24 protein-coding genes are annotated in these 25,148 nt (G+C 40.3%); 9 read left to right on the forward strand and 15 right to left on the reverse strand.

What is annotated here, in order from left to right; genetic code table 11:
* Nucleotides 1-7: 7 nt before the first annotated feature.
* On the reverse strand, nt 8-907 hold the full coding sequence (locus ACXIUD_RS08070; protein WP_458052115.1) for a DMT family transporter: 900 nt from the start codon (nt 905-907) through the stop codon (nt 8-10).
* A gap of 117 nt (nt 908-1,024) precedes the next feature.
* Nucleotides 1,025-2,014, reverse strand: coding sequence for a tRNA dihydrouridine synthase DusB (gene dusB, locus ACXIUD_RS08075; protein ID WP_458052116.1), 990 nt, complete (start codon nt 2,012-2,014; stop codon nt 1,025-1,027).
* A gap of 38 nt (nt 2,015-2,052) precedes the next feature.
* Here dusB and ACXIUD_RS08080 point away from each other — a divergent pair, with 38 nt between their 5' ends.
* The 5 genes from ACXIUD_RS08080 (at nt 2,053) to ACXIUD_RS08100 (ending at nt 6,127) form a co-directional block, all read left to right on the forward strand.
* Nucleotides 2,053-2,994: a CPBP family intramembrane glutamic endopeptidase gene (locus ACXIUD_RS08080; protein ID WP_458052117.1), complete on the forward strand. Its 942-nt coding sequence runs from the start codon at nt 2,053-2,055 to the stop codon at nt 2,992-2,994.
* Nucleotides 2,987-3,193, forward strand: coding sequence for a putative signal transducing protein (locus ACXIUD_RS08085; protein WP_458052118.1), 207 nt, complete (start codon nt 2,987-2,989; stop codon nt 3,191-3,193). The genes ACXIUD_RS08080 and ACXIUD_RS08085 overlap by 8 nt, the downstream gene beginning before the upstream one ends.
* Nucleotides 3,177-4,034 (forward strand): phosphatidate cytidylyltransferase, encoded by an 858-nt coding sequence (locus ACXIUD_RS08090; RefSeq protein ID WP_229800682.1) that lies wholly within the window; start codon nt 3,177-3,179, stop codon nt 4,032-4,034. The genes ACXIUD_RS08085 and ACXIUD_RS08090 overlap by 17 nt, the downstream gene beginning before the upstream one ends.
* 73 nt (nt 4,035-4,107) lie before the next feature.
* Nucleotides 4,108-5,385 carry a Glu/Leu/Phe/Val family dehydrogenase gene (locus tag ACXIUD_RS08095; protein ID WP_458052119.1) on the forward strand — a complete coding sequence of 426 codons (1,278 nt, stop codon included), beginning with the start codon at nt 4,108-4,110 and terminating at the stop codon, nt 5,383-5,385.
* Nucleotides 5,386-5,464: 79 nt separating this feature from the next.
* A complete protein-coding gene (locus ACXIUD_RS08100) occupies nt 5,465-6,127 on the forward strand; it encodes a phosphatidylserine decarboxylase family protein (protein ID WP_458052120.1) in 663 nt (220 codons plus the stop codon).
* Nucleotides 6,128-6,183: 56 nt separating this feature from the next.
* Here the strand turns inward: ACXIUD_RS08100 and ACXIUD_RS08105 are convergent, their stop codons facing one another.
* The 9 genes from ACXIUD_RS08105 to cmk form a co-directional block, all read right to left on the reverse strand.
* Entirely contained in the window at nt 6,184-6,576 is a 393-nt protein-coding gene (locus ACXIUD_RS08105) for a hypothetical protein (protein WP_458052121.1), read from the reverse strand.
* Between the two features lie 81 nt (nt 6,577-6,657).
* Nucleotides 6,658-7,257, reverse strand: a complete 600-nt coding sequence (locus ACXIUD_RS08110) for a DUF502 domain-containing protein (RefSeq protein WP_458052122.1) — start codon at nt 7,255-7,257, stop codon at nt 6,658-6,660.
* Nucleotides 7,258-7,352: 95 nt separating this feature from the next.
* On the reverse strand, nt 7,353-7,964 hold the full coding sequence (nqrE, locus tag ACXIUD_RS08115; RefSeq protein ID WP_458052123.1) for an NADH:ubiquinone reductase (Na(+)-transporting) subunit E: 612 nt from the start codon (nt 7,962-7,964) through the stop codon (nt 7,353-7,355).
* Nucleotides 7,965-7,976: 12 nt separating this feature from the next.
* Nucleotides 7,977-8,654, reverse strand: coding sequence for an NADH:ubiquinone reductase (Na(+)-transporting) subunit D (locus ACXIUD_RS08120; protein WP_189584732.1), 678 nt, complete (start codon nt 8,652-8,654; stop codon nt 7,977-7,979).
* A gap of 24 nt (nt 8,655-8,678) precedes the next feature.
* The gene (gene nqrC, locus ACXIUD_RS08125) at nt 8,679-9,458 is read right to left on the reverse strand and encodes an NADH:ubiquinone reductase (Na(+)-transporting) subunit C (RefSeq protein WP_458052124.1); all 780 of its coding nucleotides are present in this window, start codon (nt 9,456-9,458) and stop codon (nt 8,679-8,681) included.
* Nucleotides 9,445-10,662, reverse strand: a complete 1,218-nt coding sequence (locus tag ACXIUD_RS08130) for an NADH:ubiquinone reductase (Na(+)-transporting) subunit B (protein ID WP_458052125.1) — start codon at nt 10,660-10,662, stop codon at nt 9,445-9,447. Before ACXIUD_RS08130 ends, nqrC begins: the two co-directional genes overlap by 14 nt.
* Nucleotides 10,663-10,666: 4 nt before the next feature.
* On the reverse strand, nt 10,667-12,049 hold the full coding sequence (locus tag ACXIUD_RS08135; RefSeq protein ID WP_458052126.1) for a Na(+)-translocating NADH-quinone reductase subunit A: 1,383 nt from the start codon (nt 12,047-12,049) through the stop codon (nt 10,667-10,669).
* A gap of 138 nt (nt 12,050-12,187) precedes the next feature.
* Nucleotides 12,188-13,081 (reverse strand): 4-hydroxy-3-methylbut-2-enyl diphosphate reductase, encoded by an 894-nt coding sequence (locus ACXIUD_RS08140; protein WP_458052127.1) that lies wholly within the window; start codon nt 13,079-13,081, stop codon nt 12,188-12,190.
* Nucleotides 13,062-13,772 (reverse strand): (d)CMP kinase, encoded by a 711-nt coding sequence (cmk, locus tag ACXIUD_RS08145; RefSeq protein WP_458052128.1) that lies wholly within the window; start codon nt 13,770-13,772, stop codon nt 13,062-13,064. Before cmk ends, ACXIUD_RS08140 begins: the two co-directional genes overlap by 20 nt.
* 155 nt (nt 13,773-13,927) lie before the next feature.
* Between cmk and ade the strand changes: the two genes are divergently transcribed.
* The 3 genes from ade to ACXIUD_RS08160 all read left to right on the forward strand — a co-directional run bounded on the left by ade (nt 13,928) and on the right by ACXIUD_RS08160 (nt 18,638).
* Complete coding sequence (gene ade, locus ACXIUD_RS08150; protein ID WP_458052129.1) at nt 13,928-15,562, forward strand: adenine deaminase; 1,635 nt, start codon at nt 13,928-13,930, stop codon at nt 15,560-15,562.
* Between the two features lie 306 nt (nt 15,563-15,868).
* Nucleotides 15,869-17,008, forward strand: a complete 1,140-nt coding sequence (locus ACXIUD_RS08155; RefSeq protein WP_458052274.1) for an acyl-CoA dehydrogenase family protein — start codon at nt 15,869-15,871, stop codon at nt 17,006-17,008.
* 163 nt (nt 17,009-17,171) lie between these two features.
* Nucleotides 17,172-18,638, forward strand: a complete 1,467-nt coding sequence (locus ACXIUD_RS08160; protein WP_458052130.1) for a bifunctional metallophosphatase/5'-nucleotidase — start codon at nt 17,172-17,174, stop codon at nt 18,636-18,638.
* A gap of 46 nt (nt 18,639-18,684) precedes the next feature.
* Here the strand turns inward: ACXIUD_RS08160 and ACXIUD_RS08165 are convergent, their stop codons facing one another.
* Nucleotides 18,685-19,842, reverse strand: coding sequence for an ATP-binding protein (locus ACXIUD_RS08165; RefSeq protein ID WP_458052131.1), 1,158 nt, complete (start codon nt 19,840-19,842; stop codon nt 18,685-18,687).
* Between the two features lie 156 nt (nt 19,843-19,998).
* The gene (locus ACXIUD_RS08170) at nt 19,999-21,210 is read right to left on the reverse strand and encodes a hypothetical protein (protein WP_458052132.1); all 1,212 of its coding nucleotides are present in this window, start codon (nt 21,208-21,210) and stop codon (nt 19,999-20,001) included.
* 146 nt (nt 21,211-21,356) lie between these two features.
* Here ACXIUD_RS08170 and ACXIUD_RS08175 point away from each other — a divergent pair, with 146 nt between their 5' ends.
* Nucleotides 21,357-22,727, forward strand: coding sequence for a DUF5723 family protein (locus ACXIUD_RS08175; RefSeq protein ID WP_458052133.1), 1,371 nt, complete (start codon nt 21,357-21,359; stop codon nt 22,725-22,727).
* Between the two features lie 66 nt (nt 22,728-22,793).
* On the opposite strand, the gene ACXIUD_RS08180 is transcribed toward ACXIUD_RS08175, so the two are convergent.
* On the reverse strand, nt 22,794-23,540 hold the full coding sequence (locus ACXIUD_RS08180; RefSeq protein ID WP_458052134.1) for an MIP/aquaporin family protein: 747 nt from the start codon (nt 23,538-23,540) through the stop codon (nt 22,794-22,796).
* Nucleotides 23,540-25,030, reverse strand: a complete 1,491-nt coding sequence (glpK, locus tag ACXIUD_RS08185; protein WP_458052135.1) for a glycerol kinase GlpK — start codon at nt 25,028-25,030, stop codon at nt 23,540-23,542. The genes ACXIUD_RS08180 and glpK overlap by 1 nt, the downstream gene beginning before the upstream one ends.
* Nucleotides 25,031-25,148 lie beyond the last annotated feature (118 nt).

Raw genomic sequence — 25,148 nt, forward strand, 5'->3', positions numbered from 1 at the left:
CAAATTCCTACTTTCTATTGCCAATCCAAACACCGATAATTACAGCAGCAATTCCTATGTAATGTCCAAAAAGTAAGGTTTCTCCATCCAATAATCCCCACATTATGGCTACGATGGGGATAAGATAGGTAACTGAACTCGCAAAAACAGGGGTCGCTACTTTTACCATCACATTGAATAATATCAAAGCTAAGGCCGTACCTACTATTCCCAACAAACTAATCAGACCTGCTGCCTGCCAAGCACCTGCTACATGAACTATCTTAAATGAAAAGTCTGTTACGGCAAATAAATAAACCAAGGCAGCCGGAAGTACCATAGTAATGGAGATGGCCGTGATGGCTACCGGCTTGAGTTCGACAAACCGATATTTAATGATATTCAAATTGACTCCATAGCAACAACAGGCCAGTAAGACATAAAATGCATAGCTATTGATGTCAGTAAATCCTCCAAAGCCTGTGTCCTTGACCATTAACAATAAAACCACTCCCACAAATGCAATAAGCAACCCTATCAAATTACGCTGGGTAATTTTGGAATTGAAAAACAAAGCGCCAATAATCACCACAAACAAAGGTGTCATAGCATTAAAGACTCCTGTCAGGGAAGAACTTAATTGGGTCTGTGCTTTGGCAAACAGAAAAGCGGGAATAAAACTGCCCACCAATCCCACTATCAAAAGGTTTTTTACCTGCCTTTTGTTAAGTGACTTCAATCTCGGTAAGGACAAGGGTAAAAGGAAAAGCCCGGCAGCTACGATCCGGAAAGCACCTACTTCTCCCGGAGAAAAAACTTCCAATCCCCTTTTTATCAGAATGAATGAACTTCCCCAAATCAGGGCCAATACAATCAAAAAACCCCAGGCCTTTAATGCATTTTCGGCAAGCAAATCCCTATTACTCATGAATGGATAATAAAACGAATGATTGAATCAAAAAAAGCTGTTTCATACTTCTGAATGCAGTATGAAACAGCCCTTGCTGTAACTTCAAATGTACGTATTCTCCTTTGTTATCAACCATTAAAATTGATAATCGGCATATACTGACCCTACTTCGTCCAAAATCTCCTGTACCTCCGCCAAGGTCTCTACCGTTACCATTTGCGTACGGTAAGGTTTGAAATTAGGCATACCTCTGAAATAGTTGGTATAATGCCTCCTCATTTCCAAAATACCGAGCTTTTCTCCCTTCCATTTAACAGAAAATTCCAAATGCTTTTTGGTCACCCGAATCCGTTCTTCCATATCTGGACCAGACAATTTTTCTCCAGTCTCTAAATAATGCTTGATTTCATTGAAAATCCAGGGGTATCCTATGGAGGCACGTCCGATCATCATTCCATCCACATCATATTTTTGTTTGTATTCCAAGGCTTTTTCCGGACTATCGATGTCACCATTTCCGAAAACCGGAATATGCAAACGTGGATTAGCTTTTACCTGATTCAAATAGGACCAATCAGCCTCTCCTTTATACATCTGCTGACGCGTCCTAGCATGAATGGAAATCGCTTGAATCCCCACATCCTGCAAACGCTCTGCGACTTCTACTATCCGTATTGTGTCGTGAGACCAGCCAAGACGTGTCTTTACAGTTACTGGAATTTTAACTGCTTTCACAATTTCGGTGGTCATGGATACCATTTTATCTATATCGAGTAAAATCCCGGCACCGGCACCCTTGCAGGCAACTTTATGAACTGGACAACCATAATTGATGTCCAATATGTCCGGACCCGCAGCTTCTGCAATAGCGGCTGCCTCCCTCATGGACTCTATTTCATTTCCAAAAATCTGAATACCTATGGGACGCTCATATTCAAAAATATCTAGCTTTTGAATACTCTTTGCTGCATCTCGAATTAGCCCTTCAGAGCTAATGAATTCTGTATACATCAAATCCGCTCCATTCTCCTTACATACTGCCCTAAAAGGAGGGTCACTCACATCTTCCATAGGCGCGAGCAACAAGGGGAATTCACCGATTTCTAAGTTTCCTATCTTTACCACCGTTCAATTGTAATTTTCCTGTAAATTTACGTCAAATTATGCAGATTTATAAAACCCAATCACCTATAGCTTCTCGATCCAACTGGTTATTATCCATAGTTGTGTTGATTTTGGTCACTTTTGGCGTCATGGCGCTCTTGCAAGGATTAGCCATTGTACTGGTTCCTGTGATCTTTTCCGTCTCTTTGGATGAATTGGTCGCCATCCTCACCGGAGTCTCCTCGCATCCTCAAGCACGCTTAGCTTTTCTATTCGTACAGGGCTTAGCAGGCGGATTTACCTTTTTTGTGGCAGGCCTCCTTTATGCCAAACTAATCGATCGAGCTGATTTTCAGTGGAAACAACATGTAGCCACTACAGAGTTCAAAAGTGTTGTATTAATGATTCTAATTTTGATTGCAGGCATTATATTTAATAGTGTGTTAATCGATTGGAATGCTGATTTTGTATTTCCAGAATCCTTATCTCAAATTGAACAATTTCTGAGAGAAAAAGAAGATCAATTAATGGTCTTAACCAAATTTTTGACTGATTTTGACTCCATCACAGAAGTCCTTGCAGGCATCTTGGTTATTGGTATTTTGGCAGGTTTAGGGGAAGAAGTGTTCTTCAGAGGAGTACTCCAACCAAAACTTAGTGGATATTTTAATAATGTACACGCAGGTGTATGGGTGAGTGCCATTATCTTTTCTGCCATACATATCCAGTTCTATGGCTTTCTTCCAAGAGTGTTTTTAGGAGCGATATTTGGCTACCTTTATGTGTATTCAGGTTCATTAGTATATCCCATCCTTGCACATATTCTAAACAATACCTTCACGGTAATCATGCTATATTTGAATAAAATAGGTATACTAGAGTTTGATTTAGAAGAAACAGGGCAGGTCCCCATGCTAATGGCATTTGCAGGCTTGATCGGTATGATTCTTTTATTTCGTGTTTTTAAAAACGAACAATCTCAATTAGCAACTCATGAGTAAATGGAAAAAAGTGTTTGCAGATGGTTCACCCGTCAGGGCAGAAATAGTCAAAAGCATACTGGAAGACCGGGATATCCCAGCAGTGATTCTAAATAAAAAAGAAACAGCCTATCAGATTCATGGCCAATACGAGGTGATGGTTGCTGAACAGCATTTAGAGGAGGCTTTAAACATCGTGCAGCATGAGATCACCTTTTAGAATGCGGGATCGCTTCAATATCAACAATTACAGCAATCTTGCCCAACGTGTCATTACTGCTTTGATTGGTGCATTTGTGATTATAGCAGGGGCGGTTTACAGTCCTTGGATTTATTTTATCACTTTTGGGTTGATTTTGGCATTTTCCCAGATGGAGTTTTACAAACTTTCCGGCTTGGATGGGATGCTCCCTTTGAAAAGTTTTGGAACGTTTTTGGGCACCTTAATATTTGCGCTAACATTCTTTATAGAAATTGGGCATTTGGATGACAAATACTATTTCTTGATTTTCCCACTCGTATCCTTAGTTTTTTTCATTAAATTATACAGAAAATCAGACAAAAAGCCATTTACAGGAGTTGCTTTTACATTTTTAGGCATCTTTTATGTCGCAGTTCCGTTTGCACTCTTGAATGTAGCAGCCTTTGCGGTGGATGGCACCTTTCATTATGAAATCATCATAGGATCTTTACTGATTTTATGGGCTTCAGATTCGGGTGCATACTTCGCAGGCACAAAGTTTGGAAAGACCAAATTGTTCGAGCGCGTATCTCCTAAAAAGTCCTGGGAGGGATTTCTCGGAGGTGCAGGTACTGCTTATGTCATGTCCTATATTTTGGGTAAGCATTTCAATACCTTACCCTCTTGGCAATGGCTAAGCATCGCTACGATTATCATTATTGCAGGAACTTACGGTGACCTCATAGAGTCCCTGTTTAAGAGGAGTATAGAGATCAAAGATTCAGGAAAAGCATTACCAGGACATGGAGGATTTATGGACAGATTTGACGGATTGTTATTATCGGCCCCATTTATTGCTGCTTTTTTGAAAATCTTTTAAAAATCACCCGCGGATACTGAAAAAGTCCTTAATATTGTATCATAATTGAATAATTCAACTAAATAAACCCACTATGGCTTACATTGAACCAGCTCCGATCAAGGATAAAGAGAATCCTTTGGAGTCAATGATGGAGAGATTTAACATTGCAGCAGAAAAGTTGGGACTTTCTGAAGAAGTCTACAATGTGCTGAAAAATCCTGCCAAACAAGTGATTGTTTCACTTCCCATTACCATGGATAATGGTAAAATTGAAGTTTTTGAGGGAATCCGGGTAATCCATTCAAACATCCTTGGACCTGCAAAAGGCGGTATCCGTTTTTCACCGGATGTCCATATCGATGAGGTAAAAGCTCTCGCTGCTTGGATGACTTGGAAATGCGCTGTAGTGGATATCCCATACGGTGGTGGTAAAGGAGGGGTTCGTTGTAATCCTCGTGAAATGTCTAAAGGTGAGATTGAACGATTGATGAGAGCTTACACTACAGCTATGATCGACGTTTTTGGACCGGACAAAGACATTCCTGCACCCGATATGGGTACCGGACCAAGAGAAATGGCTTGGTTGATGGATGAGTATTCTAAGTCTCACGGAATGACTGTTAATGCCGTAGTAACTGGCAAGCCTTTGGTATTGGGCGGTTCTTTGGGAAGAACCGAAGCAACAGGCCGGGGTGTAATGGTCAGTGCCTTGGCAGCTATGCAGAAATTAAAAATCAATCCTTTCTCTGCTACGTGTGCCGTGCAAGGTTTTGGTAACGTAGGTTCTTGGGCCTCACTACTTTTAGAAGAAAGAGGCTTAAAAATCGTAGCGATTTCTGATATTTCCGGTGCTTATCACAACGAAAATGGAATCAATATCGTAGAAGCAATTGCTTACAGAGACGGCAACAATGGTACATTGGAAGGCTTCAAAGGAGCTGAGAAAATGGCTAATCCTATGGAATTGTTGGAATTAGATGTGGATGTCCTCGTTCCTGCGGCTGTAGAAGATGTGATTACTATCCATAACGTGGATAAAATCAAAGCAAAATTGATCGTAGAAGGTGCCAATGGACCTACTTCTGCCAAAGCAGATGCTATTATCAATGAAAAAGGCATTATGGCTGTTCCTGATATCTTGGCTAATGCAGGCGGTGTGACAGTATCATATTTTGAGTGGGTTCAAAACAGATTGGGTTACAAATGGACTGCTGAGCGCGTCAATAGACGTTCTGACCGTATCATGAAAGATGCCTTTGACCATGTATATGAAGCTTCTATCAAATACAATGTTCCCATGAGAATTGCCGCATACATTGTTGCGATCGATAAAGTAGCAAAGACATACACCTTCCGAGGTGGCTTCTAAGCAAAAGCGAACAAAATAAAAATTTATATATTTGGGGTGTGAAAGGTGACTTTCACACCCCTTTTTAACGAATTATCCTATGACCATACATAAAGAAGGTAGATCTTTGCTGTTTTGGATGTTAATAATCCTGGCAGCGCTTAATTATGGATTACATCAATGGATTCCGGAACAAGACTTGGTACTCAACCTGGTTTTACTTGTCAGTGTAGTCCTGTATTTAATTGTACTTCAGTTCTTTAGAAATCCATTTGTAGCATTACCAAATGATGATGATTTGGTGTATGCACCGGCAGAAGGCAAGGTAGTGGTAATCGAAGAAACAATGGAAGATGAGTATTTGAAAGACCGAAGAAAGCAAGTTTCTATTTTCATGTCTCCTTTCAATGTTCACGTAAATCGCTCTCCTATTGCCGGTATTGTAGAGTTTTTCAAATACCATCCTGGAAAATATTTGGTCGCTTGGCATCCCAAATCCAGTACAGAAAATGAACGCACGACCATGGTTTTACGTCATGAAAATGGCACACAAGTATTGGTAAGACAGATTGCCGGTGCACTAGCTCGTAGAATCAAGTGGTATGTCAAAGATGGAATGCCATTAGCTCAAGGTGGGGAGTACGGATTTATAAAATTTGGATCAAGAGTGGACATATTCTTACCACTAGATGCAGAAATCCTCGTGACGATGGATCAAAAAACCAAAGGTGGCAAAACACCGATTGCACGTCTAAAAAAGTAATCGATAAATAATTTTCAGAAGCTTAATTGTTCCTAAGAAATCAAATTTCAAGTGGTTCAATTAAGCTTTTTTTCATTTTTTATAAAATACGCATAAAATACTAGTGTATAAAAGAATCCCGTAAGCATGCCGGCTAACTTTGGTAAGGGATATTCGTCAAACAATTGATTGGATAATAACATGTAGTAAGCAGCCCAAATCAAAATTGGATAACTTACAGGCCAAAGAATGTATTTATCAAATCGATCCTTTGGCTTAAAATAGGAGGTGAAACCATACATGAATACCCACAATACAAAATAGTACAGATTTTCAGAAATGATCTTCAACCCTTCTTCTGATATCAGTATCGTAAAAAGAATAGCAAAGTTGAATAATGCAAATATTCTTTTGGGTGTAAAAATTGAGGATACTTTATCACTTACAGACTTTTGAGAAACAGTTTCCATGGTATTTTAAAATAGTTACAAAACTTTATACCACATTCATGTATTAAGGGTTGCATATTCACTATTGAACTTTCTGTTTTGCTATAAGATAGGAGACTTTCCTGTTTCACTATCCAAACCATCTTTCAAATTTAAATTGGAAACACCACCGGAAACGATAAACTTCATCACCTCAGTACTGCTTAATCCATGAAGAATCGTGACATTTCGTTTAGGTACTAAAAATAAATTACCCGAGAAATTATAGCTATGGGGCGTATAAATAGAGACGAGTGTTTCCTCATTTATTTCTAACAAGTTTTCTTGTGTAATAAAACCTAACCGATAAATATTCTCAGAAAATTTGACCAAAACAGGCGTATTGAATTTCTTCTTATCGCCCACAAAAGCAGACATCAGGTCCTTGATACTGGTATACAAGATATTGATCAATGGAATCCTAAAAACCCAGCGCTCAAAGATTTCAAATAAGGGCTTGGTAACAAATATGCTCGCTAAAAAGCCAATAAAAGTAATGAAAGCCAAAATAATCAGCATCCCTAATCCCGGAATGGGGATTGGTATCATCCCATCGATGAATTGAATAACCCAAGCAATCACATAGACGGTTAATGCTATTGGCACTACAAAAAGTAACCCTCTAAAGAAGTAGGTAATGAATCTTTTATAAGTAAACGACATGTTATTCAGCTTTCAACAAAACTAAGTAAATTAAAAAGCATTGACACAAAAAAAGCCTCAGATTTCTCCGAGGCTTTTTTTAAAATTTCTTATTCTTAAAGATCAATACCCATAAAGGACATAAAGGCAATACCCATCAAACCAGTGATAAGCATGGTAATACCTAAACCTTTCAATCCGTCAGGAACATTGGAGTACTTCAATTTTTCTCTGATTGCTGCGAGAGCAACCATAGCCAAGAAGAACCCTACACCTGAACCAAAACCATAAACGGTTGCTTCAGCGATCGTGTAATCTCTCTGCGCCATGAAAAGGGAACCACCAAGAATCGCACAGTTTACAGCGATCAAAGGAAGGAATATACCCAATGCACCATACAATGCAGGAGCAAACTTTTCAACGATCATCTCTACTAGCTGTACCATTGCAGCAATAACTGCGATGAACATGATGAATCGTAGGAAAGATAAATCGACTGTTGCGAAAGTAGGCCCAGCCCAGGATAAAGCACCTTCTTTCAAGATGTATTCATTCAACAACCAGTTGGTTGGTGCAGTTACAGACAATACGAAGATTACAGCTGCGCCCAAACCAAGGGCCGTACTTACCTTCTTAGAAACGGCCAAAAATGAACACATTCCTAAAAAGTAGGCGAAAACCATATTATCGATAAAGATCGATTTTACTGCTAAATTTACTAATTCCATTTTTGCTACTTTTTAGTGTTCTACATAACCAGTTTTGGTACGCTGTACCCAGATGATCAACCCAAGGATGATGAATGCTCCCACAGGAGATACCATCAAACCATTAGTTGCCAAGCTGAATCCTTCTCCGAATAGGCCGGAAATTGCATCGTAGATTTGTACCCCGAATACAGAACCTGAACCTAATAACTCACGGAAGAAAGCAACCGCCAAGATAATCCAAGCATATCCAAGGGCAGAACCGAAGCCATCCAAGATGGAATCATAGGGTTTGTTACCCAAAGCGAATGCTTCCAAACGACCCATTACGATACAGTTGGTGATAATCAAACCAACGAATACGGATAGTTCTTTATACATATCGAAAGCAAAGGCTTTCAACACTTCGTTCACCAAAGTCACCAAAGATGCAATTACTGCTAACTGAACGATGATACGAACTCGGGATGGGATGGCATTTCTCAACAAAGAGATGGTTAGGTTTGCCATAACCATCACGAAAATTACTGATATCGCCATTACTAAGGTAGGCTGCAATTGGGTAGTAACCGCAAGAGCAGAACAAATTCCCAATACCTGAATGGTAATCGGGTTATTATCTACCAAAGGGTCACTGATGAATTTTCTCCTTCTTTTGGACAAAAGAGGCTCTGCTTGCTTTACAGACGCCTGTGCTGTTTCTGTGCTCATTATAGTTTGGTTATAATGTTCGAATTAATTTACTAAAGCTAAATCAGTGGAGCCAGCAGACGAACGCAATTTCTCAAAATATGCGCTGTAAAACTGCAAGTAGTTTCTCAACATGTTATTTACACCGTTAGCCGTGATGGTAGATCCGGAGATTCCATCAACCTTGTGTAAATCATCAGAGAAGTCTCTGCCTTCACCTTTTTGCATTACAACAGACTGGAATGACCCTGAGTCATCATAGATTTGCTTTCCTTGAAATCTATTTTGTACTCCTGCTTCGGTAATTCTTGCTCCAAGTCCAGGCGTTTCTCCTTTATGACCGAAAGTAACACCCGCAATGGTATTCAAATCTGTATCAAGCGCTAAGAAGCCCCAAATTTCATCCCAAAGACCTGCTCCGTACACTTGCACAATGTAAGCCTCTACTGCATCAGGATTTCCTTCTTTGTGGAAAACAAACATAGGAAACTGTCTTTTTTCGGGAGCCATTTTGTAGTTTTTAGCAACATTTACATTTTCTGCGATGATGGGGTTCCCATCAGCATCTTTTTCAATCAAGTTGCCATTGATATCTACTACTTTAGAAGTGATTCTTTTGTCGTAATACGCAAGAATCTCATCAGAAGTCATTTTTCTCAATTCAGAAGATTCTAGAACAGCACCCAAAATTTGTTTTTTGGTATCAAGCTCTACGGCCTTTTTCTGAATAGGTCCCAATACTTGAGAAGTACCAGACAATAGCAATCCTAAAACTACTGTCAGGATTACAGAGAATGTGATGATATAAGCGTTAGACTGTTGCACGTTGTAACCTCCTTTTCTTATTAGCTTTTACTACATAAAAATCGATCAATGGAGCAAACACGTTCATGAATAGAACGGCTAGCATAATACCTTCTGGATACGCTGGGTTGGTAACACGGATGATTACTGTCAACACACCGATCAAGAAACCATAAATCCATTTTCCTACTTCTGTCTGAGCTGCGGAAACTGGGTCGGTAGCCATAAATACGATACCGAAGGCCAAACCACCAATTACCCAATGATATTCAGCTGGCATTGCTAAGTATTCGTTATTTCCAGCAAAAAGGTTGAAGATAACGCCCATAAAATATGCACCTGCAAAACCAGAAACGATAATTTTCCAAGAAGCAACACCGGTAGCGATCAAAATAACTGCCCCAACTAAGGCCATCAAAGCAGATGTCTCACCAATAGATCCCGGAATCCATCCCATAAATAAGTTCCAAAACTCGAACAATCCTGATTGCAAACTCGCATTATGCTCGGCGAGAGCTTTTGTAGCCACTACACCGTCCTGACCTGCATTATACACTACTGCAAGAGCAGTTGCACCGGAAAATCCATCCACAGGAGCCTTATCACCTAAATATGTCCATACCTGATCACCTGAAATTTGAGCAGGATATGCGAAATACAAGAATGCTCTCGCCGTCATAGCAACGTTCAAGATATTCATCCCTGTACCACCAAATACTTCTTTAGCAATCACTACGGCGAATATAGTAGCTAATGCTACTTGCCATAAAGGAAGTGTTGCAGGAACTACCAAAGGAATTAACATCCCTGTAACAAGGAATCCTTCGTTGATTGGGTGCTTACGAATTACAGCAAATGCTGCTTCTACTGCACCACCCGCTGCATAAGCAACGATCACAATCGGTAGTACTAGCTGAAGTCCCAATATCAACTTAGGACCAAAATCTTCCCACAATCCTGCTGTTTGACCGGTAGCTAAGAAATGTTGATGTCCTGTGTTGTAAATACCAAACAATAAGCAAGGTATCATTGCAATCACAACGGTGATCATCATTCTTTTGAGGTCAATCGCATCCTTCACTTGAGCACCTTTTATTGCATTGGTATGATTTGGGGTAAACAAGAATGTTTCACCTGCCTCAAATGCATAATAAAAGTTCTCTAACTTGCCTCCTTTCTTGAAAAGGGGCTTCTGCTTGTCCAACAGATCTCTTAGAAACTTCATATATTTAACTGTGTTGTAATAAGTCTAAACCTTTTCTGACTATCTCCTGTACTGGGTGTTTGGATACGTCCACAAATTCACAAAGTGCCAAATCTTCTTCAACCACTTCATAAATACCTAATTCCTCCATCTCATCGAAATCCTCCGCCATAATTGCTTTTAGCAAATACACTGGAAGGATATCCATTGGAGTTACACTTTCGAATACACCTGTCTGCACAAATGCTCTTTCTTCACCTCGTACATTTGTATCAAGTACGTGTTCTTTCTTGGGATTCAAAAATGAGAACAAACCTAAGGCTCTGTGGTAACTTAAATGCTTGGTTGGAAGTGCCCAGCCTAAAAACTCGTGGTAGTGACCTTCTGGAAGCAAGGTGATTTGGTTATGATAGAAACCAATGTATCCGTCTGCATTGATTTTTTCACCTGTCAACACATTACCAGAAACCACTCGGGTATCAGGAGCAACGTCAGATTTCTCATCTTCTTTCAAGTTGCCTTGAACCAAGGTATCTACACAAGCTCCCATGTAAGTCTTTACATAAGCTGCTTTTTTAGCTCTTGAACCTGTGATAGCAAACTTCTTAGAAGCATCAAATTTACCTTCCAAGAAAAGTTTTCCAATCTGAGCAACGCCATAAGGAGATATTGTCCAAACTATATCACCCTTGTTGATCGGGTCGATGTGATGGATTTGAACACCTACATTACCTGCTGGATGTGGTCCTGAGAATTTATTTAATTCTACTCCTTTCGCATTTGCGAAAATAGAAGGAATCTGCTCAGCTTCATTTACATTCAAATGAACTTTTCCAGATGTCAATTTACCCAAAATGGTAAGTCCTGCTTGGAAGTATTTATCTTCTCCTTCCAATATAAAACCATAATCGGCAGCCAATGGATGAGTATCAAAGGCTGAAATAAAGATTGACTTAGGAGTGTCGGCAGGATTTGCGACAATGCCATAAGGTCTCTGAACCAATTGAGGCCAAACTCCACCTTTACACATTTGTGCTACTGCATCTTCTTTCGTCAATTTTGAAAGATCGCCTTCAGAAAACTTGTCAAATGATTCATAACTGATAGTACTATCAGCAAGAATCTTAATTTCTAACAATTTTCTTCGTTCACCTCTTTTAATCTCTACGATTTCGCCCGACACCGGTGCAACATATTGCACGGATTCCATGGCTTTATCAAACAAGATAGGTGTACCTGCTTTCACAGTATCTCCCTCACTTACAGTTACTTTTGGTCGTTGCAAACCGATGAAATCGGTTGGTTTTAACGCAAAAGTCTTAGCGGGCTTGAACTCAGCAAGCTGCTTTTCAGCTTTACCTACGAGCTTAATATCGAATCCCTTCTTAAGCTTTATTGTTTTTGACATATGATTTTATGAATATATGATCTTTTTAAAAACGCCCCAAATCTAATAAAATCAATCAGTTTATAGAAGATTATTTTGTTATTATTTGTGACTTAGGACACTTACGGAATTTGAACGATTTGGATACAAGAATTTCAATTATATCGCAAAATCATGTTCTAACTTCTCTATATGAGCCTTTACCTGTTCCATTAACCACATAGGAGTGGACGTGGCTCCACATATTCCAACAGTGCCTTGGTGGTCAAACCAACTCGGCTCGATTTCATATTCGTTTTCTACAAAATAACTCTTTGGGTTGACAGATTTACATACTTGGTAAAGTGCTTTCCCATTAGAACTTTTTTTACCAGAAACAAACACAATCACATCGTTTTCAGCGGCAAATTTTTGTAATTGTGGCTCTCTATTGGATACTTGTCTACATATTGAGTCATTGGCATTGAAATCCACCTCTGTAAACTCTCCTTTCACCGCCTTGATTCTCTCCTCTATTTTTTCTTTCAGCTCGTAAAATCCTTTAGTACTTTTAGTAGTTTGTGAAAAAAGCGTAACAGGTTTTGAAAAATCAATCTTATCCAAATCCTTATCTTCCATGACTACTATAGCTTTTTCTAAGGTCTGCCCTGTCAAACCAATGACCTCAGCATGGCCTTTTTTACCATAGATGACAATTTGGCCTTGCTCTTTTTCCATTTTATCAAAGGCAGTCTTAACTCTGTGCTGCAATTTCAATACAACTGGACAAGAAGCATCTATCAACTCAATATTATTTTCGATGGCCATTTTATAGGTCTCAGGAGGCTCGCCGTGGGCACGAATCAAAACTTTACAGTCACTCAATTCCTGTAATTGCTCACGATCAATGATGACCAATCCTTTGTCCGCCAAACGCTTGACTTCCATGTCATTGTGCACAATATCTCCCAAACAATACAGCTTATCCGAGACCTCCATCTCATCCTCTGCCATTTTGATGGCAAATTCAACACCAAAACAATAACCTGAATTTTTATCTATGCTTACTCTCATACGCTACTTCGTTCTTACCCATTATTTCATGAGCTAATTGTACTATTTTGTCTACTTGTTCTTCAAAGCACAGATGGCTAGTATCAATTTCAACCGCATCCTCCGACTTCATCAATGGACTTTCTTTTCTAGTAGAATCTGTATTATCCCGATCCGCTAGATTATTTATGATATCCTGTAAAGGTACTTCCTGCCCTTTTTCGGCTAATTCCTGTTGTCTGCGTTGTGCTCGGACCTCCAAATTAGCTGTCATAAACACCTTTAATTCAGCATTCGGGAAAACAACTGTCCCGATATCTCTTCCATCCATCACCACGCCCTTTGCTTGTCCAAGAGTTTGTTGCTGAGCTACAAGGGCCTCACGTACAGCTTTGATAGTGCTTACTTCTGACACGTAATTTGACACCCGCATGTTTCTTATTTCCTGCTCAACATTCTGATCATTGAGATACGTCTCTTGTTGCCCTGTATCAAGGTTGACTTTGAAACTGACGCGTAGTTGCGCTAAATGAGCTAATATTTCCTGTTGGTTGTAAATGTCTACCGAATGATTCAAAAAATGCAGTGCGGCAGAGCGATACATTGCTCCACTGTCGATATAGGTATACCCTAACTTTTTGGCTACAGCTTTCGCAGTGGAGCTTTTGCCACAACCTGAGTATCCATCAATCGCAATTACTATCTTATTCATTTATGAAAAGTAGGTGTTATTATCTTGATTTCAGGCGCAAATATAGTAGATTTAAATCTAATTTTACTGGCAAATAGATGTAATCCTCCGAAATGTAAGGGTATGTTTCATTTTCGCTAACTTATGAATTTCAATAACTTAAAACCTCTTTTTATATGAATCCGCTGATCATTCAAGGTAACTTGGTAGATATTCGCAAAAAATCAATCTATGCAGCTGAAATTGAAGTATATAAAGGTCAGATTATATCCATTCAAAAAATCCATGAAGATAAAAACCTTCCATACTTACTGCCTGGATTCATTGATGCTCATGTACATGTAGAATCTTCCATGCTTGTTCCCTCTGAATTTGCCCGATTGGCAGTAGTTCATGGCACTGTAGCCACCATATCTGACCCACATGAAATAGCAAATGTATGCGGGATGGAAGGGGTAAACTACATGATTGACAATGGAAAACAGACTCCATTTAAATTCTATTTCGGCGCACCCTCCTGCGTTCCAGCCACTCCTTTCGAGACTGCCGGAGCTGAAATAAGTGTACAGGATATACATGACCTAATGGAACGAAAGGAAATCGTCTATTTAGCAGAAATGATGAATTGGCCCGGCACTGTCAATCGAGATCCAGATGTCATGGCTAAAATTGAGATGGCCAAACGCTATGGTAAACCTGTAGATGGACATGCCCCGGGACTTATAGGCGAACTAGCCAAAAAATATGCTTCAGCTGGTATCACTACCGATCACGAATGCTTCACCCTAGAGGAAGCACTAGACAAAGTGAAGCTTGGAATGAAAATCGCCATCCGGGAAGGTAGCGCGGCCAAAAACTTTGATGCATTGATTGATATCATCGATAACTACCCAAGTATGGTCATGTTTTGCTCGGATGACAAACACCCAGATAACCTAGCCGTCAGCCATATTGATGAATTAGTTCGCAGAGCAGTAGCTAAAGGGAAAAATGTATTTGATGTACTTCAAGCGGCCTGCTTAACTCCGATCGACCATTACAAACTGGAAGTCGGACAGCTACGCAAAGGAGATCTGGCAGACTTTATCGTAGTGGATGATCTGAAGCAATTCCGTGTACAGAAAACTTATATCAATGGACAATTGGTAGCTGCTCATGGAAATACCTTTATTCAAAAAGCCAATAATCCCATCATCAATAATTTCGAAGCCCTTCCCAAGGAGCCACAGGAATTCCAGGTTACCGCTAACGGAAACCGTATAAGGGTCATTGAAGCCTTGGATGGACAACTGATTACTCCTGAAATACAGGGAAATATTTTGATTAAAGATGGTTTGGCAGTTGCTGATGTAGCAAATGATATCCTGAAACTAAGTGTAGTCAATCGCTATCAAAACAGTAAGCCTGCGCTAGCTTTTATTAAAAATATTGGCTTGAAAAGAGGAGCCATCGCATCATCGGTCGGCCATGACTCCCATAATATCATAGCAGTTGGTGTAGATGATACATCCATTTGTCGGGCTGTCAATGCACTGATTGCCGTCAAAGGAGGAGTAGTGGCGATTGATGGAGATCAAGAATTGCTGGTACCTCTCCCTGTTGGGGGCATCATGTCCGCTGAAGATGGCTACGAGGTCGCAAAAGCCTACACAGCTATTGACTTGATGGCCAAAGAAATGGGCTCTACCCTACAAAGCCCCTTTATGACCTTAAGCTTTATGGCCCTTTTGGTCATTCCTGATTTGAAATTAAGTGACAAAGGTTTATTCGATGGGAAGGCATTCAAGTTTGTGGATTTATTCCTTCCTTAACTCCTTTAAATGCACATTCAAAGCCAGTTTTCTTTGGGAAAATGGAATCCATGAGAAAATTCCATCCTCAATTTCAACCAATTGTAAAAATCAGAAAATATTTTACACAGAATTTAATTTTGTTTTATTACCGATCGGATTAACTTTATTTCAAATCAAGGAGATCTGATTTTCCCTTATTTGTCAAACAAATCAAAGCCTGGAATCCTATTTGAATTACCAGCTTCCTGGTAAAACCTTCAACATCCACAGGAAGTTTGTATATTCGAAAGATATAAACCCAAGTATAACTAGAGAATATATATGATGAATTTTGAGATGAATGAGAATCAGCAGATGATTGCTCAGATGATCCGTGATTTTGGAGCCAAAGAAATTACTCCATATAGAAAAGAGTGGGACGATAATCAGCACTTCCCCTTGGAGCTTTTTAAAAAATTGGGAGAGTTAGGCCTGATGGGTGTTTTGGTTCCCACAGAATACGGAGGCTCTGGATTTGGTTACTTTGAATATGTGACAGCAATTGCTGAACTCGCTAAATTAGATCCTTCCGTAGGCTTATCCATGGCTGCACATAATTCCTTGTGTACCGGACATATCATGATGTTTGGAAATGAGGAACAAAAACAAAAATACCTACCAAAACTGGCTACTTGTGAATATCTGGGTGCATGGGGTCTTACTGAACCAAATACCGGTTCAGATGCCGGCAACATGCGTACAGTGGCTGTAAAAGACGGAGAATATTACGTCATTAACGGAGCTAAGAACTTCATCACGCATGGCTACTCTGGAGATGTAGCAGTGGTCATTGCCCGTACGGGTGAAGTAGGTGATTCTCATGGCATGACTGCATTTGTTATCGAAAAAGGAACTCCTGGATTCAAAGGTGGAAGAAAAGAGGATAAACTAGGCATGCGTGCATCCGAGACAGCTGAGTTGATCTTTGAAGACTGCCGCGTACATGAGAGTCAGATTTTAGGTGAGGTAGGAGAAGGGTTTATTCAGTCGATGAAGATTTTGGATGGGGGAAGGATTTCCATTGCAGCCTTATCACTTGGTATTGCAGAGGGTGCTTTGGAAGAATCCATCAAATACTCCAAAGAGCGTGAGCAATTCAATCAGCCTATTTCTAAATTTCAGGCAATCTCCTTCAAATTGGCAGATATGGCCACTCAGGTAGAAGCGGCGCGATTGTTAACTTTCAAAGCTGCTGACATGAAAAATAGAGGTCAAAAAGTAACCTTGGCTGGAGCTAAAGCAAAATTATATGCATCAGAGGTTTCGGTAAGTGTTGCAAATGAAGCTGTGCAGATATTTGGAGGTTATGGATTTACCAAGGATTATCCGGTAGAAAAGTACTACAGAGATGCCAAACTATGTACCATCGGTGAGGGTACTTCTGAAATACAAAAATTGGTTATTTCTCGGGAGATTTTGAGGTAGTCTCAAACGAAGAATACATTTATTTCTAGAGAAATAAAAATACTCAGTTAGCCCCTTCTGACTTTAAGAAATCGGAAGGGGTATTTTTTATTCTCATAAAAATACTAGCCTAACAACCAATTTAGTTTAGGTACGTATCCCAAATTATCTAATGACGTTTTGTATGAAGCATAAATTTTTCACCCTGTTTAGATCAATAACCCTCGCACTATTAGTTGTTTCATGTCAGGATACTACCGAAACACCATCCAACCAAGATGAAGTTGTTGAAATTGTAATCTTACATACCAACGATGAACACGCCAAACTAGAAAACTTCGCTAAGCTGAAACGCTTAGTCGAAAAAGAAAAAGCTGCCAACGCTCGTGTTTTAATGATTTCAGCGGGTGATATCTTTTCAGGAAGTCCTTTTGTGGATTTTGCAGATGAGCCTGGTAAGCCCATGGTAGACATCATGAATCGGATTGGGTATGATTTGATGGTGATAGGCAACCATGATTTTGATTATGGCTTGGACATATTGAAAGATCGAATAGAAGACGCCTCGTTTCCATTCATTCTATCCAATGTGACTACCAACGGCTTGTTGGAGGAAGTTGCTCCCTATCATGTGTTTAATTTTGAAGATATTGGAGTCTCTTTTGCGGTGGTTGGCTTCATACAGACGGGAACCAATGGACTCCCTTCTACTTCTCCAAGTAATGTGGCCAGTTTAGGTTTTACAGCTGTCGAAGACTTGCGAAATTCATTTGTAGGATTAAAATCAGAACATCAGGCCTTGGTCGCCCTGACGCATTTGGGAGTCAATCGAGATCGGAATTTCGCACGGAGTTTTCCGGAATTTGATATAATCATAGGAGGGCATAGTCATACACCAATTCCTGGGGGAATTTATGAAGGGCGGACCCTCATCACCCAAGCTGGTTCAGACATGAGATTTGTCGGAAAAACAATCTTGGGTTTCAGAAATGGTGAACTAGTCAGAAGAAACAGTCAATTGATTTCCTTGGATTCATTTAATGAAACGGATGGGGAAACACAGGCACTCATCGCTTCTTTTCTTTCAAATCCTATTTTAGAAACGGTAATTACTGATTTACCATTCCCTATTTCCGGTCCTCCCGAACTTGGTTGTTTGATGTCGGATGCCTTAAGAGTAGGTTTGGAGGTGGATCTAGCGGTACAAAATATAGGTGGCATTCGATTAAATCAGCTGCAAGCAGGGCCAGTAAAAATCAGCGATGTGTTAAGCCTTGACCCTTTCAGGAATCACGTTTTTATAATGGAACTTACCAAACAGGAAGTTCAGGCGCTTTTGGAAACGAGGACTCGATTCACCGGTTCCATTGACCTCTTTGTATCTGGGATGAGTTACAGCATTATCCGCAATGCTGCCGGTCAATACCTTGGTATGGACATGCGCTTGGATGGGGGCAAGGAATGGGAAAATGGAAAAAAATATCGGGTAGCTATGAACAGTTTTATTGGAACGACTTTCAACTTTCAGCGAGAAGATAGAGGAGAAGAGGTTTTCATCCAAACAACTGATTTACTGATCCGATTTATGCAGAACAGCCCAGGCTTGGATTACAGAGATTGCAATCGAGTACAAATTCAGATGGGGGGATAACGCATTTAAACCCTTCTCCCATTACAGGGTAGATTATTTACCTCCATCACCAATCTTGCTGATTTGTATAAGGATAATCTCCCAGCCACTGCCAAAAATTATCCTTATGAATAACCTGAGTCGTTACAGGTTTATAAGTTTCCAAAAAGCTAGTCGGAAATTTTGCTTTGGCTTTAGGATTCCATTTGAATTCAAAAGCAAATAATTTCCCATCAATTTCTTCTACATAGTCTATTTCCTGTCCTCGAGTAGTTCTCCAAAAATAAGTTTTCCCATAAAAACCATTGTAACTAAGTAATTTTTGACGTTCAGCAATCAAAAAGTTTTCCCACAATTGTCCGATATCGTTCCGATTACTTATAGCAGCATAATTTCCAATGATTGAGTTTCTCATCCCATTATCTACAAAGAAAATTTTCCTGCTACTACTAATTTCTGAGCGGAGATTTCGACTGAACGGATTCAACTTAAAAATAATGAATGCTTTTTCCAACAAATCTATATAAGCAGAGACCGTAGCTTTATCGGCTTGGACAGTTCGGCTTAATTCATTATAACTCACCTCAGACCCTACCTGCCAAGCCAGGGCTTGAAGAAGCTTGTGAAGTAGCTCAGGCCTCCTAATTCCCTTGAAATTCAACAAATCTTTGTAAAGATAACTTGAAGAAAGATTTTGAAGTAATACAGTTTCTTCTCCAGTATTGGATACTATTTCGGGATAAGATCCAAAAACAAGTAGCTTTTCTAATGTAGGTAGTATTTTAGCAAGTCCCTGCCAATCAATCAATTCCTTCCATGAAATGGGAAACATCTTATACTCCCATTTTCGGCCTGTTAAAGGTTCATTTACAGAACTTGCCAATTCCAAGGAAGAGGACCCTGTGACAATGAGTTGGATCCCAGTAAAATGGTCAGCCATTAACTTTAATGTCAATCCTATCTCAGGTATGCGCTGAGCTTCGTCAATGACAATTACTTTATAGTTGCCAATAAAACTTTTTAAAAATTCAAGATTGGGATTCGATAAAAATTCAACTGTTTGAAATTCATCACCAGTTAATAACAAATAGTCATGACCTAATTCGGAAGCTAATTCTTTCACCAAGGTTGTCTTGCCAACCTGCCTAGGTCCAAGAAGTATGATGACCTTTTTCCAGTCTACTCTTTTGGAAAGTTCGCTCTGAAGAATTCGCTTAATTTGCATGTTTGGAGATTATAATCCCTAAATATACGTATTTTTGGGGATTACAATCCCCAATTATCCATATTTTGAGAGATTTTAAAATTGTAACTTGTTTAAAATGTAAAACGTGAGTTTTAACAGAGACAGAAGAAATCCTATAAAAGGACAAAATTCAACTTAATCTACCATTTTAAGCTTTCCTCTATAGACTGTAAAACTTTCATCCTCCTGATCTTTACTTCCCGGCTTCATCCACCAAATCTCCTGACCAATCACCCGATAGCTATCGTTCCACATGGCAGGACGTGATACAGGATGAATGTTCCCATCCATAAGAGCTACTGTTTTCCATTGCCGTTGCTGTCGGACGGAAGCTTTCAAGGACTCATCTGCACTTCCTTCTTTCACCCGTTCCCAATCAGCTAACTCCGATGGAGAGGGTCCCGGCTTGTAATGAATCAAAAAAATATCTCCGACCTTTTCCAAACTTTCAATGGATGAAGGGAAAGGAATTCCCACCTGATTGCCATTGAGGACTCCATAACGCACCTGCGCATACTCCAACCCATCATTTTCATAAAAACCTTCCAAAGCTAACCGTTGACTCGATTCAAGAACAGGCGTTTCTTCTTTCCAAGAATAGGTATAGAGGACAGGTTCATTTTGAAACATCAGATAAAGTTTCTGCTCTTGTTGATCAAAATAGACATGAGGACGAAAATCCTCGAAAGGAAAAGCTTTTCCGGATAAAAACTTACTGCCCTCGGGAAAGGGAATCAATTGTTTTGTCTGACGACTACTTAGATTCGTCATCAAAAGATTTTTTCGATTAGTATAAAACCGCTCACTGACTTCCTGAAATTCATCCATCAAATCTAAGTGATGAAGTACATAGGTTTGTCCATCTTTTTGAATCACTTGATTTTTTCGAAAGATAGTGAAGAATCCATGAGCACCCATTTGATACTGATACACGCGCTCCTGATACAACAGTTCTCCATCAGGAGAGAACACCATCACACCATTAACTTTATCTGTAACAACTAAATTCTCCTCAGGAGTTAAAGAAATATTATCAGCAATCAAACTAATTACTCCAGGGACATCCCCCGACTTAGCCCATTCAAACACAGGATCTCCATTCCTATCAAATACATAGACTTTAGATGCTCCCGCATCTCTAAAAAAAAGATAGTCTTCCGTAGCATGTTGAAATAAAAACAAAGAAGCCAAGATATTCTCCACACGGACACTATCTACAGGAACGATTTCTATGAGCGCATTTGATCCCTCAGTATGCGTATCAACTGGATTTTTTCCGCAAGAAGAAAGCAAATTCAGAAATAAAAAGGCTAATACAGTTGCAGAAGTTGTGTGGTGAAGTTTCATTTATCAATCAGTCAAGGATACTCCCAAATATAGAGTTTTTGAACTAAAATAACGCACACAGTAATTTGATTATCTATTTTTGATTTAGATATGGAATACTTAACTTCCTAGCATAATATAGCATTGCTTCCCAAACAGATAGATTTATGAAAACCCTCATTCAAAAAAAACATACAGCAATTAAGCTATTCGCTGCGATAGCTTGTACATTCCTCGGGTTAACACCTGTACTGGCCCAACAAGGTTTTGTGGGTATTCAGAATACTTCGAGACGAGGATTGCTCCATGCCACCATGAATCCGGCAGAAATCACGAATCTGCATAAAAAAGTGGAAGTGAATCTATTTGCCATTTCAGCAAATGCCAGCAATGATGTGTTATCCTTTAGTGACTTTTTAGGTGAAGAAGAGATTTCCGACATACTCTTCAACCGAACAGATGGTCCGGTCAATGTAAGGACTGATGTTGGAGTTATGGGGCCTTCCGTTGGTTTTAAGATGGGAAAATGGGGATTTGGTTTAACCACTCAAGGATTTTTCAGAACAGATATAGTGGATTTGGATGCTAACTTGGGTAGAAGCATTACCACAGCTACTGATGGACAATCTTTTGTAGAAAGTACCCTCAATCTTCCTTACAATCAGCGGATCAATGTGGCAGGCTGGACAGAATTTGGCTTGATGGCAGGTCGGGAAATCTTTGAAAATGAGAAAAACAGGGTATCCATTGGTACAGGAATTCGCTTACTGATGCCAACAGCCTATTTCAATGCTGGGATTGATGGCATCAGAGGTACTTTGCGTGTGGATCAAAACAGTGCTTTTTTGACAAATGCCACGGGAAACCTGAATTTGAATTATTCAGGAATTATATTCGATGATTCACTCGATGATTTTTCTATCAATTCACTCTCCTTTGGCTCCATTTCGGGAGTAGGTTTGGATATTGGGATTACTCATGACTGGAAAAAAGAAGGGACAATTAAAGCTACCTCCGGTATTTCCTTCAAAGGATTAGGTTCGTTGGATTTCGGTTCCTCTCAAGTCAATCACAATTACAGCATCAACATCCCTAGTGGTCAAAGCTTCGACTTGAATCAATTAGATGGTGGAAGTTTTGAAGAAATCGAAGACCAATTGCTAGCCTCTGGATTTTTTTCTAAAACATCGGATGGCAATTATCAGCCCCAATTGCCACGTTTATTTTCAGCTTACACAGATCTGAGGCTCACGAAGGCCTTTTATTTAAGCTTGTTTAGCCAATTTAATTTGGGTAATTCCAATGCAAATCAGCAGATTACTGCTCAAAATATATTTGCCCTTACTCCTCGGATAAAGTTCGGAGCCTTTGAAATCTTTTCTCCTTGGATGAGTACAGAGGTAGCAGGACTTTCCGGTGGATTAGGCTTTCGCGCGGGTGGCTTTTTTATCGGAAGCAACTCAGTTTTGACCGGTTTCTTAACAGATTCCCAGCAAGCGGATGCTTATGTGGGCTGGAGTTTTGGGTTTGGAAAGTAGCGTATTATCACAAATTGTTTGTTGCAAATCTGGAATTGCATTTCAGATTTGCGTGATTCATGTTCCTTATACCATCCCCCCTACACCCAACAATAAATAAATCCCTGCTGCCATGGCCGCGCCTAAAATAGGGCCTACGATGGGAACCCAGCTGTAAGCCCAATCACTATTCCCTTTTCCTTTGATCGGAAGCAACTGATGCATCAAGCGAGGGCCAAAATCTCTCGCAGGATTGATGGCATAGCCGGTTGTACCCCCTAAACTCAACCCTATCACCCACACCAAAAAAGCTACCGGCAGCGCACCTAAAGATCCCAATCCTATCGGAGTACCATTTCCATCTTGAATCATGGGTTCGGTAGAATACAAAATCACAATGATCAACACAGAAGTACCGATGATCTCGGAGAACAAATTGGATGGTAGGTTTCTAATAGCAGGAGCGGTTCCAAAGGGTGCGAATTTCAATCCCGGATCATCCGTGACATCAAAGTGGTCTTTGTACATCAACCATACTATACCTGACCCAAACATGGCTCCTAGAATCTGAGCTAAGGCATATGTTGGCACCTCGGCCCAAGGGAAATCTCCTGTAATGGCTAAGGCAATACTGACGGCAGGATTCAAATGTGCGCCACTGTAAGGACCTGCGACCACTACCCCAATAAAAACACCTAAAGCCCAAGCAGTGGTGATGACCATCCAACCACTGTTATTGCCCTTGGTTCCCTGAAGAACTACATTGGCAACTACTCCAGCACCCATGGCGATGAGCAAGGAGGTTCCTACAAATTCTGCTACAAATGCATCCATTATTCTACCCAGTTTTTAGCGCGTTCGACTGCCTTATGCCAAAAATGTAAAAATTTCTCAGCTTTTGCTACATCCATTTGAGGTTCAAACGCACGGTCTGCTTCCCAAAGGGCTTTCAATTCTTCCTCATCCTTCCAAAATCCAACTGCTAAGCCAGCCAAAAAAGCAGCTCCCAAAGCAGTGGTTTCAATGATTTTGGGACGTTGGATGCTGCACTGAAGGATATCTGATTGAAATTGCATCAGGAAATTATTGGCCGTGGCACCTCCGTCCACACGCATCTCTATGGTAGGTTTTTCGCTATCTTTTTCCATGGCTTTGATAACATCGTTGACTTGGTAGGCAATGGCTTCCAAGGCAGCGCGTGCCATGTGGGCCGCTGTAGTCCCACGAGTGATTCCAAAAAAAGCACCTCGAGCATTGGCATCCCAATGCGGAGCACCCAATCCCGCGAGGGCAGGTACAAAATAAACACCGTCATTATCCTCCAGTTGGTTGGCAAGCGACTCACTTTCTTTCGCTTCACTCATAAGTTCGATACCATCCCGCAACCATTGAATAGCTGCCCCTCCAATAAATACCGAACCCTCCAATGCATACTGCATCTTCCCATTAATTTCCCAAGCCACTGTAGTCAATAATCTATTGGTGGATTTAACAGGAGCATCTCCCGTATTCATCATCAAAAAGCAGCCTGTCCCGTAGGTGGTTTTGGCCATTCCCACTTGGGTGCACAATTGACCAAACAAGGCCGCTTGCTGATCCCCCGCAATCCCAGCAATGGGGATTTTATGGGATAAAATATCTCCAGAGGTAGTTCCGTAAATTTCAGAAGAAGACTTCACCTCTGGTAATACGGAAGCAGGAATGTCAAATAAGTCGAGTAATTCCTTATCCCACTGCTTCTCATGGATATTGTAGAGCATGGTTCTGCTGGCATTGCTAACATCCGTCACATGCGTTTTTCCACTGCTCAATTTCCACACCAGCCAAGTATCTACAGTTCCAAATGCTAACTCTCCTTTGGAAGCTTTTTCCCGAGCTCCCTCCACATGATCTAAAATCCACTTTAATTTGGTGGCTGAAAAATAGGCATCGAGAATAAGTCCTGTTTTTTCCGCAATCAACTCCGCTTTTCCAGCAGCCTTCAACTCATCACAAAAGGAAGCCGTGCGCCTATCCTGCCAGACGATCGCATTGTAAATAGCTTTTCCCGTGGTTCGGTCCCATACGAGTGTAGTCTCTCGTTGATTGGTAATCCCTATGGCTGCTATTTGGGAGGCTTTGATTCCTTGGTTGGCCAAGGCTTCGATCATCACCGAGGACTGACTAGACCAAATTTCCTGCGGGTCATGTTCCACCCAGCCGGATTTGGGGAAATACTGTTTGAAATCTTTTTGTTCGACAGAAACTATCTGCCCCTGCTTGTCAAATACAATCGCTCGAGAACTCGTCGTGCCTTGGTCAAGGGAAAGGATATAGTGGGTCATTGTTAGGGATTAGTGATTAGTTGAGTAAGTGATTAGTGATTGAGAGGTCGACTGTCAGCGGTCGACTGTCAACGGTTTCGATCGTGGTTCAGGAGATGTGACATTTTTTTAAAACGAA

The organism is Mongoliitalea sp. (genome assembly GCF_054166905.1).

Excerpts from the sequence above, each read along its gene's own strand:
- ACXIUD_RS08095 (WP_458052119.1), top strand. The coding sequence starts at position 4,108 with ATGGCTTACATTGAACCAGCTCCGATCAAGGATAAAGAGAATCCTTTG.
- ACXIUD_RS08130 (WP_458052125.1), bottom strand. The coding sequence starts at position 10,662 with ATGAAGTTTCTAAGAGATCTGTTGGACAAGCAGAAGCCCCTTTTCAAG.
- ACXIUD_RS08170 (WP_458052132.1), bottom strand. The coding sequence starts at position 21,210 with ATGAAACTTCACCACACAACTTCTGCAACTGTATTAGCCTTTTTATTT.
- ACXIUD_RS08155 (WP_458052274.1), top strand. The coding sequence starts at position 15,869 with ATGAATTTTGAGATGAATGAGAATCAGCAGATGATTGCTCAGATGATC.
- ade (WP_458052129.1), top strand. The coding sequence starts at position 13,928 with ATGAATCCGCTGATCATTCAAGGTAACTTGGTAGATATTCGCAAAAAA.
- ACXIUD_RS08105 (WP_458052121.1), bottom strand. The coding sequence starts at position 6,576 with ATGGAAACTGTTTCTCAAAAGTCTGTAAGTGATAAAGTATCCTCAATT.
- ACXIUD_RS08165 (WP_458052131.1), bottom strand. The coding sequence starts at position 19,842 with ATGCAAATTAAGCGAATTCTTCAGAGCGAACTTTCCAAAAGAGTAGAC.
- glpK (WP_458052135.1), bottom strand. The coding sequence starts at position 25,030 with ATGACCCACTATATCCTTTCCCTTGACCAAGGCACGACGAGTTCTCGA.
- nqrE (WP_458052123.1), bottom strand. The coding sequence starts at position 7,964 with ATGGAATTAGTAAATTTAGCAGTAAAATCGATCTTTATCGATAATATG.
- ACXIUD_RS08090 (WP_229800682.1), top strand. The coding sequence starts at position 3,177 with ATGAGATCACCTTTTAGAATGCGGGATCGCTTCAATATCAACAATTAC.
- cmk (WP_458052128.1), bottom strand. The coding sequence starts at position 13,772 with ATGAATAAGATAGTAATTGCGATTGATGGATACTCAGGTTGTGGCAAA.
- ACXIUD_RS08160 (WP_458052130.1), top strand. The coding sequence starts at position 17,172 with ATGAAGCATAAATTTTTCACCCTGTTTAGATCAATAACCCTCGCACTA.
- ACXIUD_RS08175 (WP_458052133.1), top strand. The coding sequence starts at position 21,357 with ATGAAAACCCTCATTCAAAAAAAACATACAGCAATTAAGCTATTCGCT.
- ACXIUD_RS08080 (WP_458052117.1), top strand. The coding sequence starts at position 2,053 with ATGCAGATTTATAAAACCCAATCACCTATAGCTTCTCGATCCAACTGG.
- ACXIUD_RS08140 (WP_458052127.1), bottom strand. The coding sequence starts at position 13,081 with ATGAGAGTAAGCATAGATAAAAATTCAGGTTATTGTTTTGGTGTTGAA.
- ACXIUD_RS08100 (WP_458052120.1), top strand. The coding sequence starts at position 5,465 with ATGACCATACATAAAGAAGGTAGATCTTTGCTGTTTTGGATGTTAATA.
- ACXIUD_RS08180 (WP_458052134.1), bottom strand. The coding sequence starts at position 23,540 with ATGGATGCATTTGTAGCAGAATTTGTAGGAACCTCCTTGCTCATCGCC.
- ACXIUD_RS08110 (WP_458052122.1), bottom strand. The coding sequence starts at position 7,257 with ATGTCGTTTACTTATAAAAGATTCATTACCTACTTCTTTAGAGGGTTA.
- ACXIUD_RS08085 (WP_458052118.1), top strand. The coding sequence starts at position 2,987 with ATGAGTAAATGGAAAAAAGTGTTTGCAGATGGTTCACCCGTCAGGGCA.
- ACXIUD_RS08070 (WP_458052115.1), bottom strand. The coding sequence starts at position 907 with ATGAGTAATAGGGATTTGCTTGCCGAAAATGCATTAAAGGCCTGGGGT.
- ACXIUD_RS08120 (WP_189584732.1), bottom strand. The coding sequence starts at position 8,654 with ATGAGCACAGAAACAGCACAGGCGTCTGTAAAGCAAGCAGAGCCTCTT.
- ACXIUD_RS08135 (WP_458052126.1), bottom strand. The coding sequence starts at position 12,049 with ATGTCAAAAACAATAAAGCTTAAGAAGGGATTCGATATTAAGCTCGTA.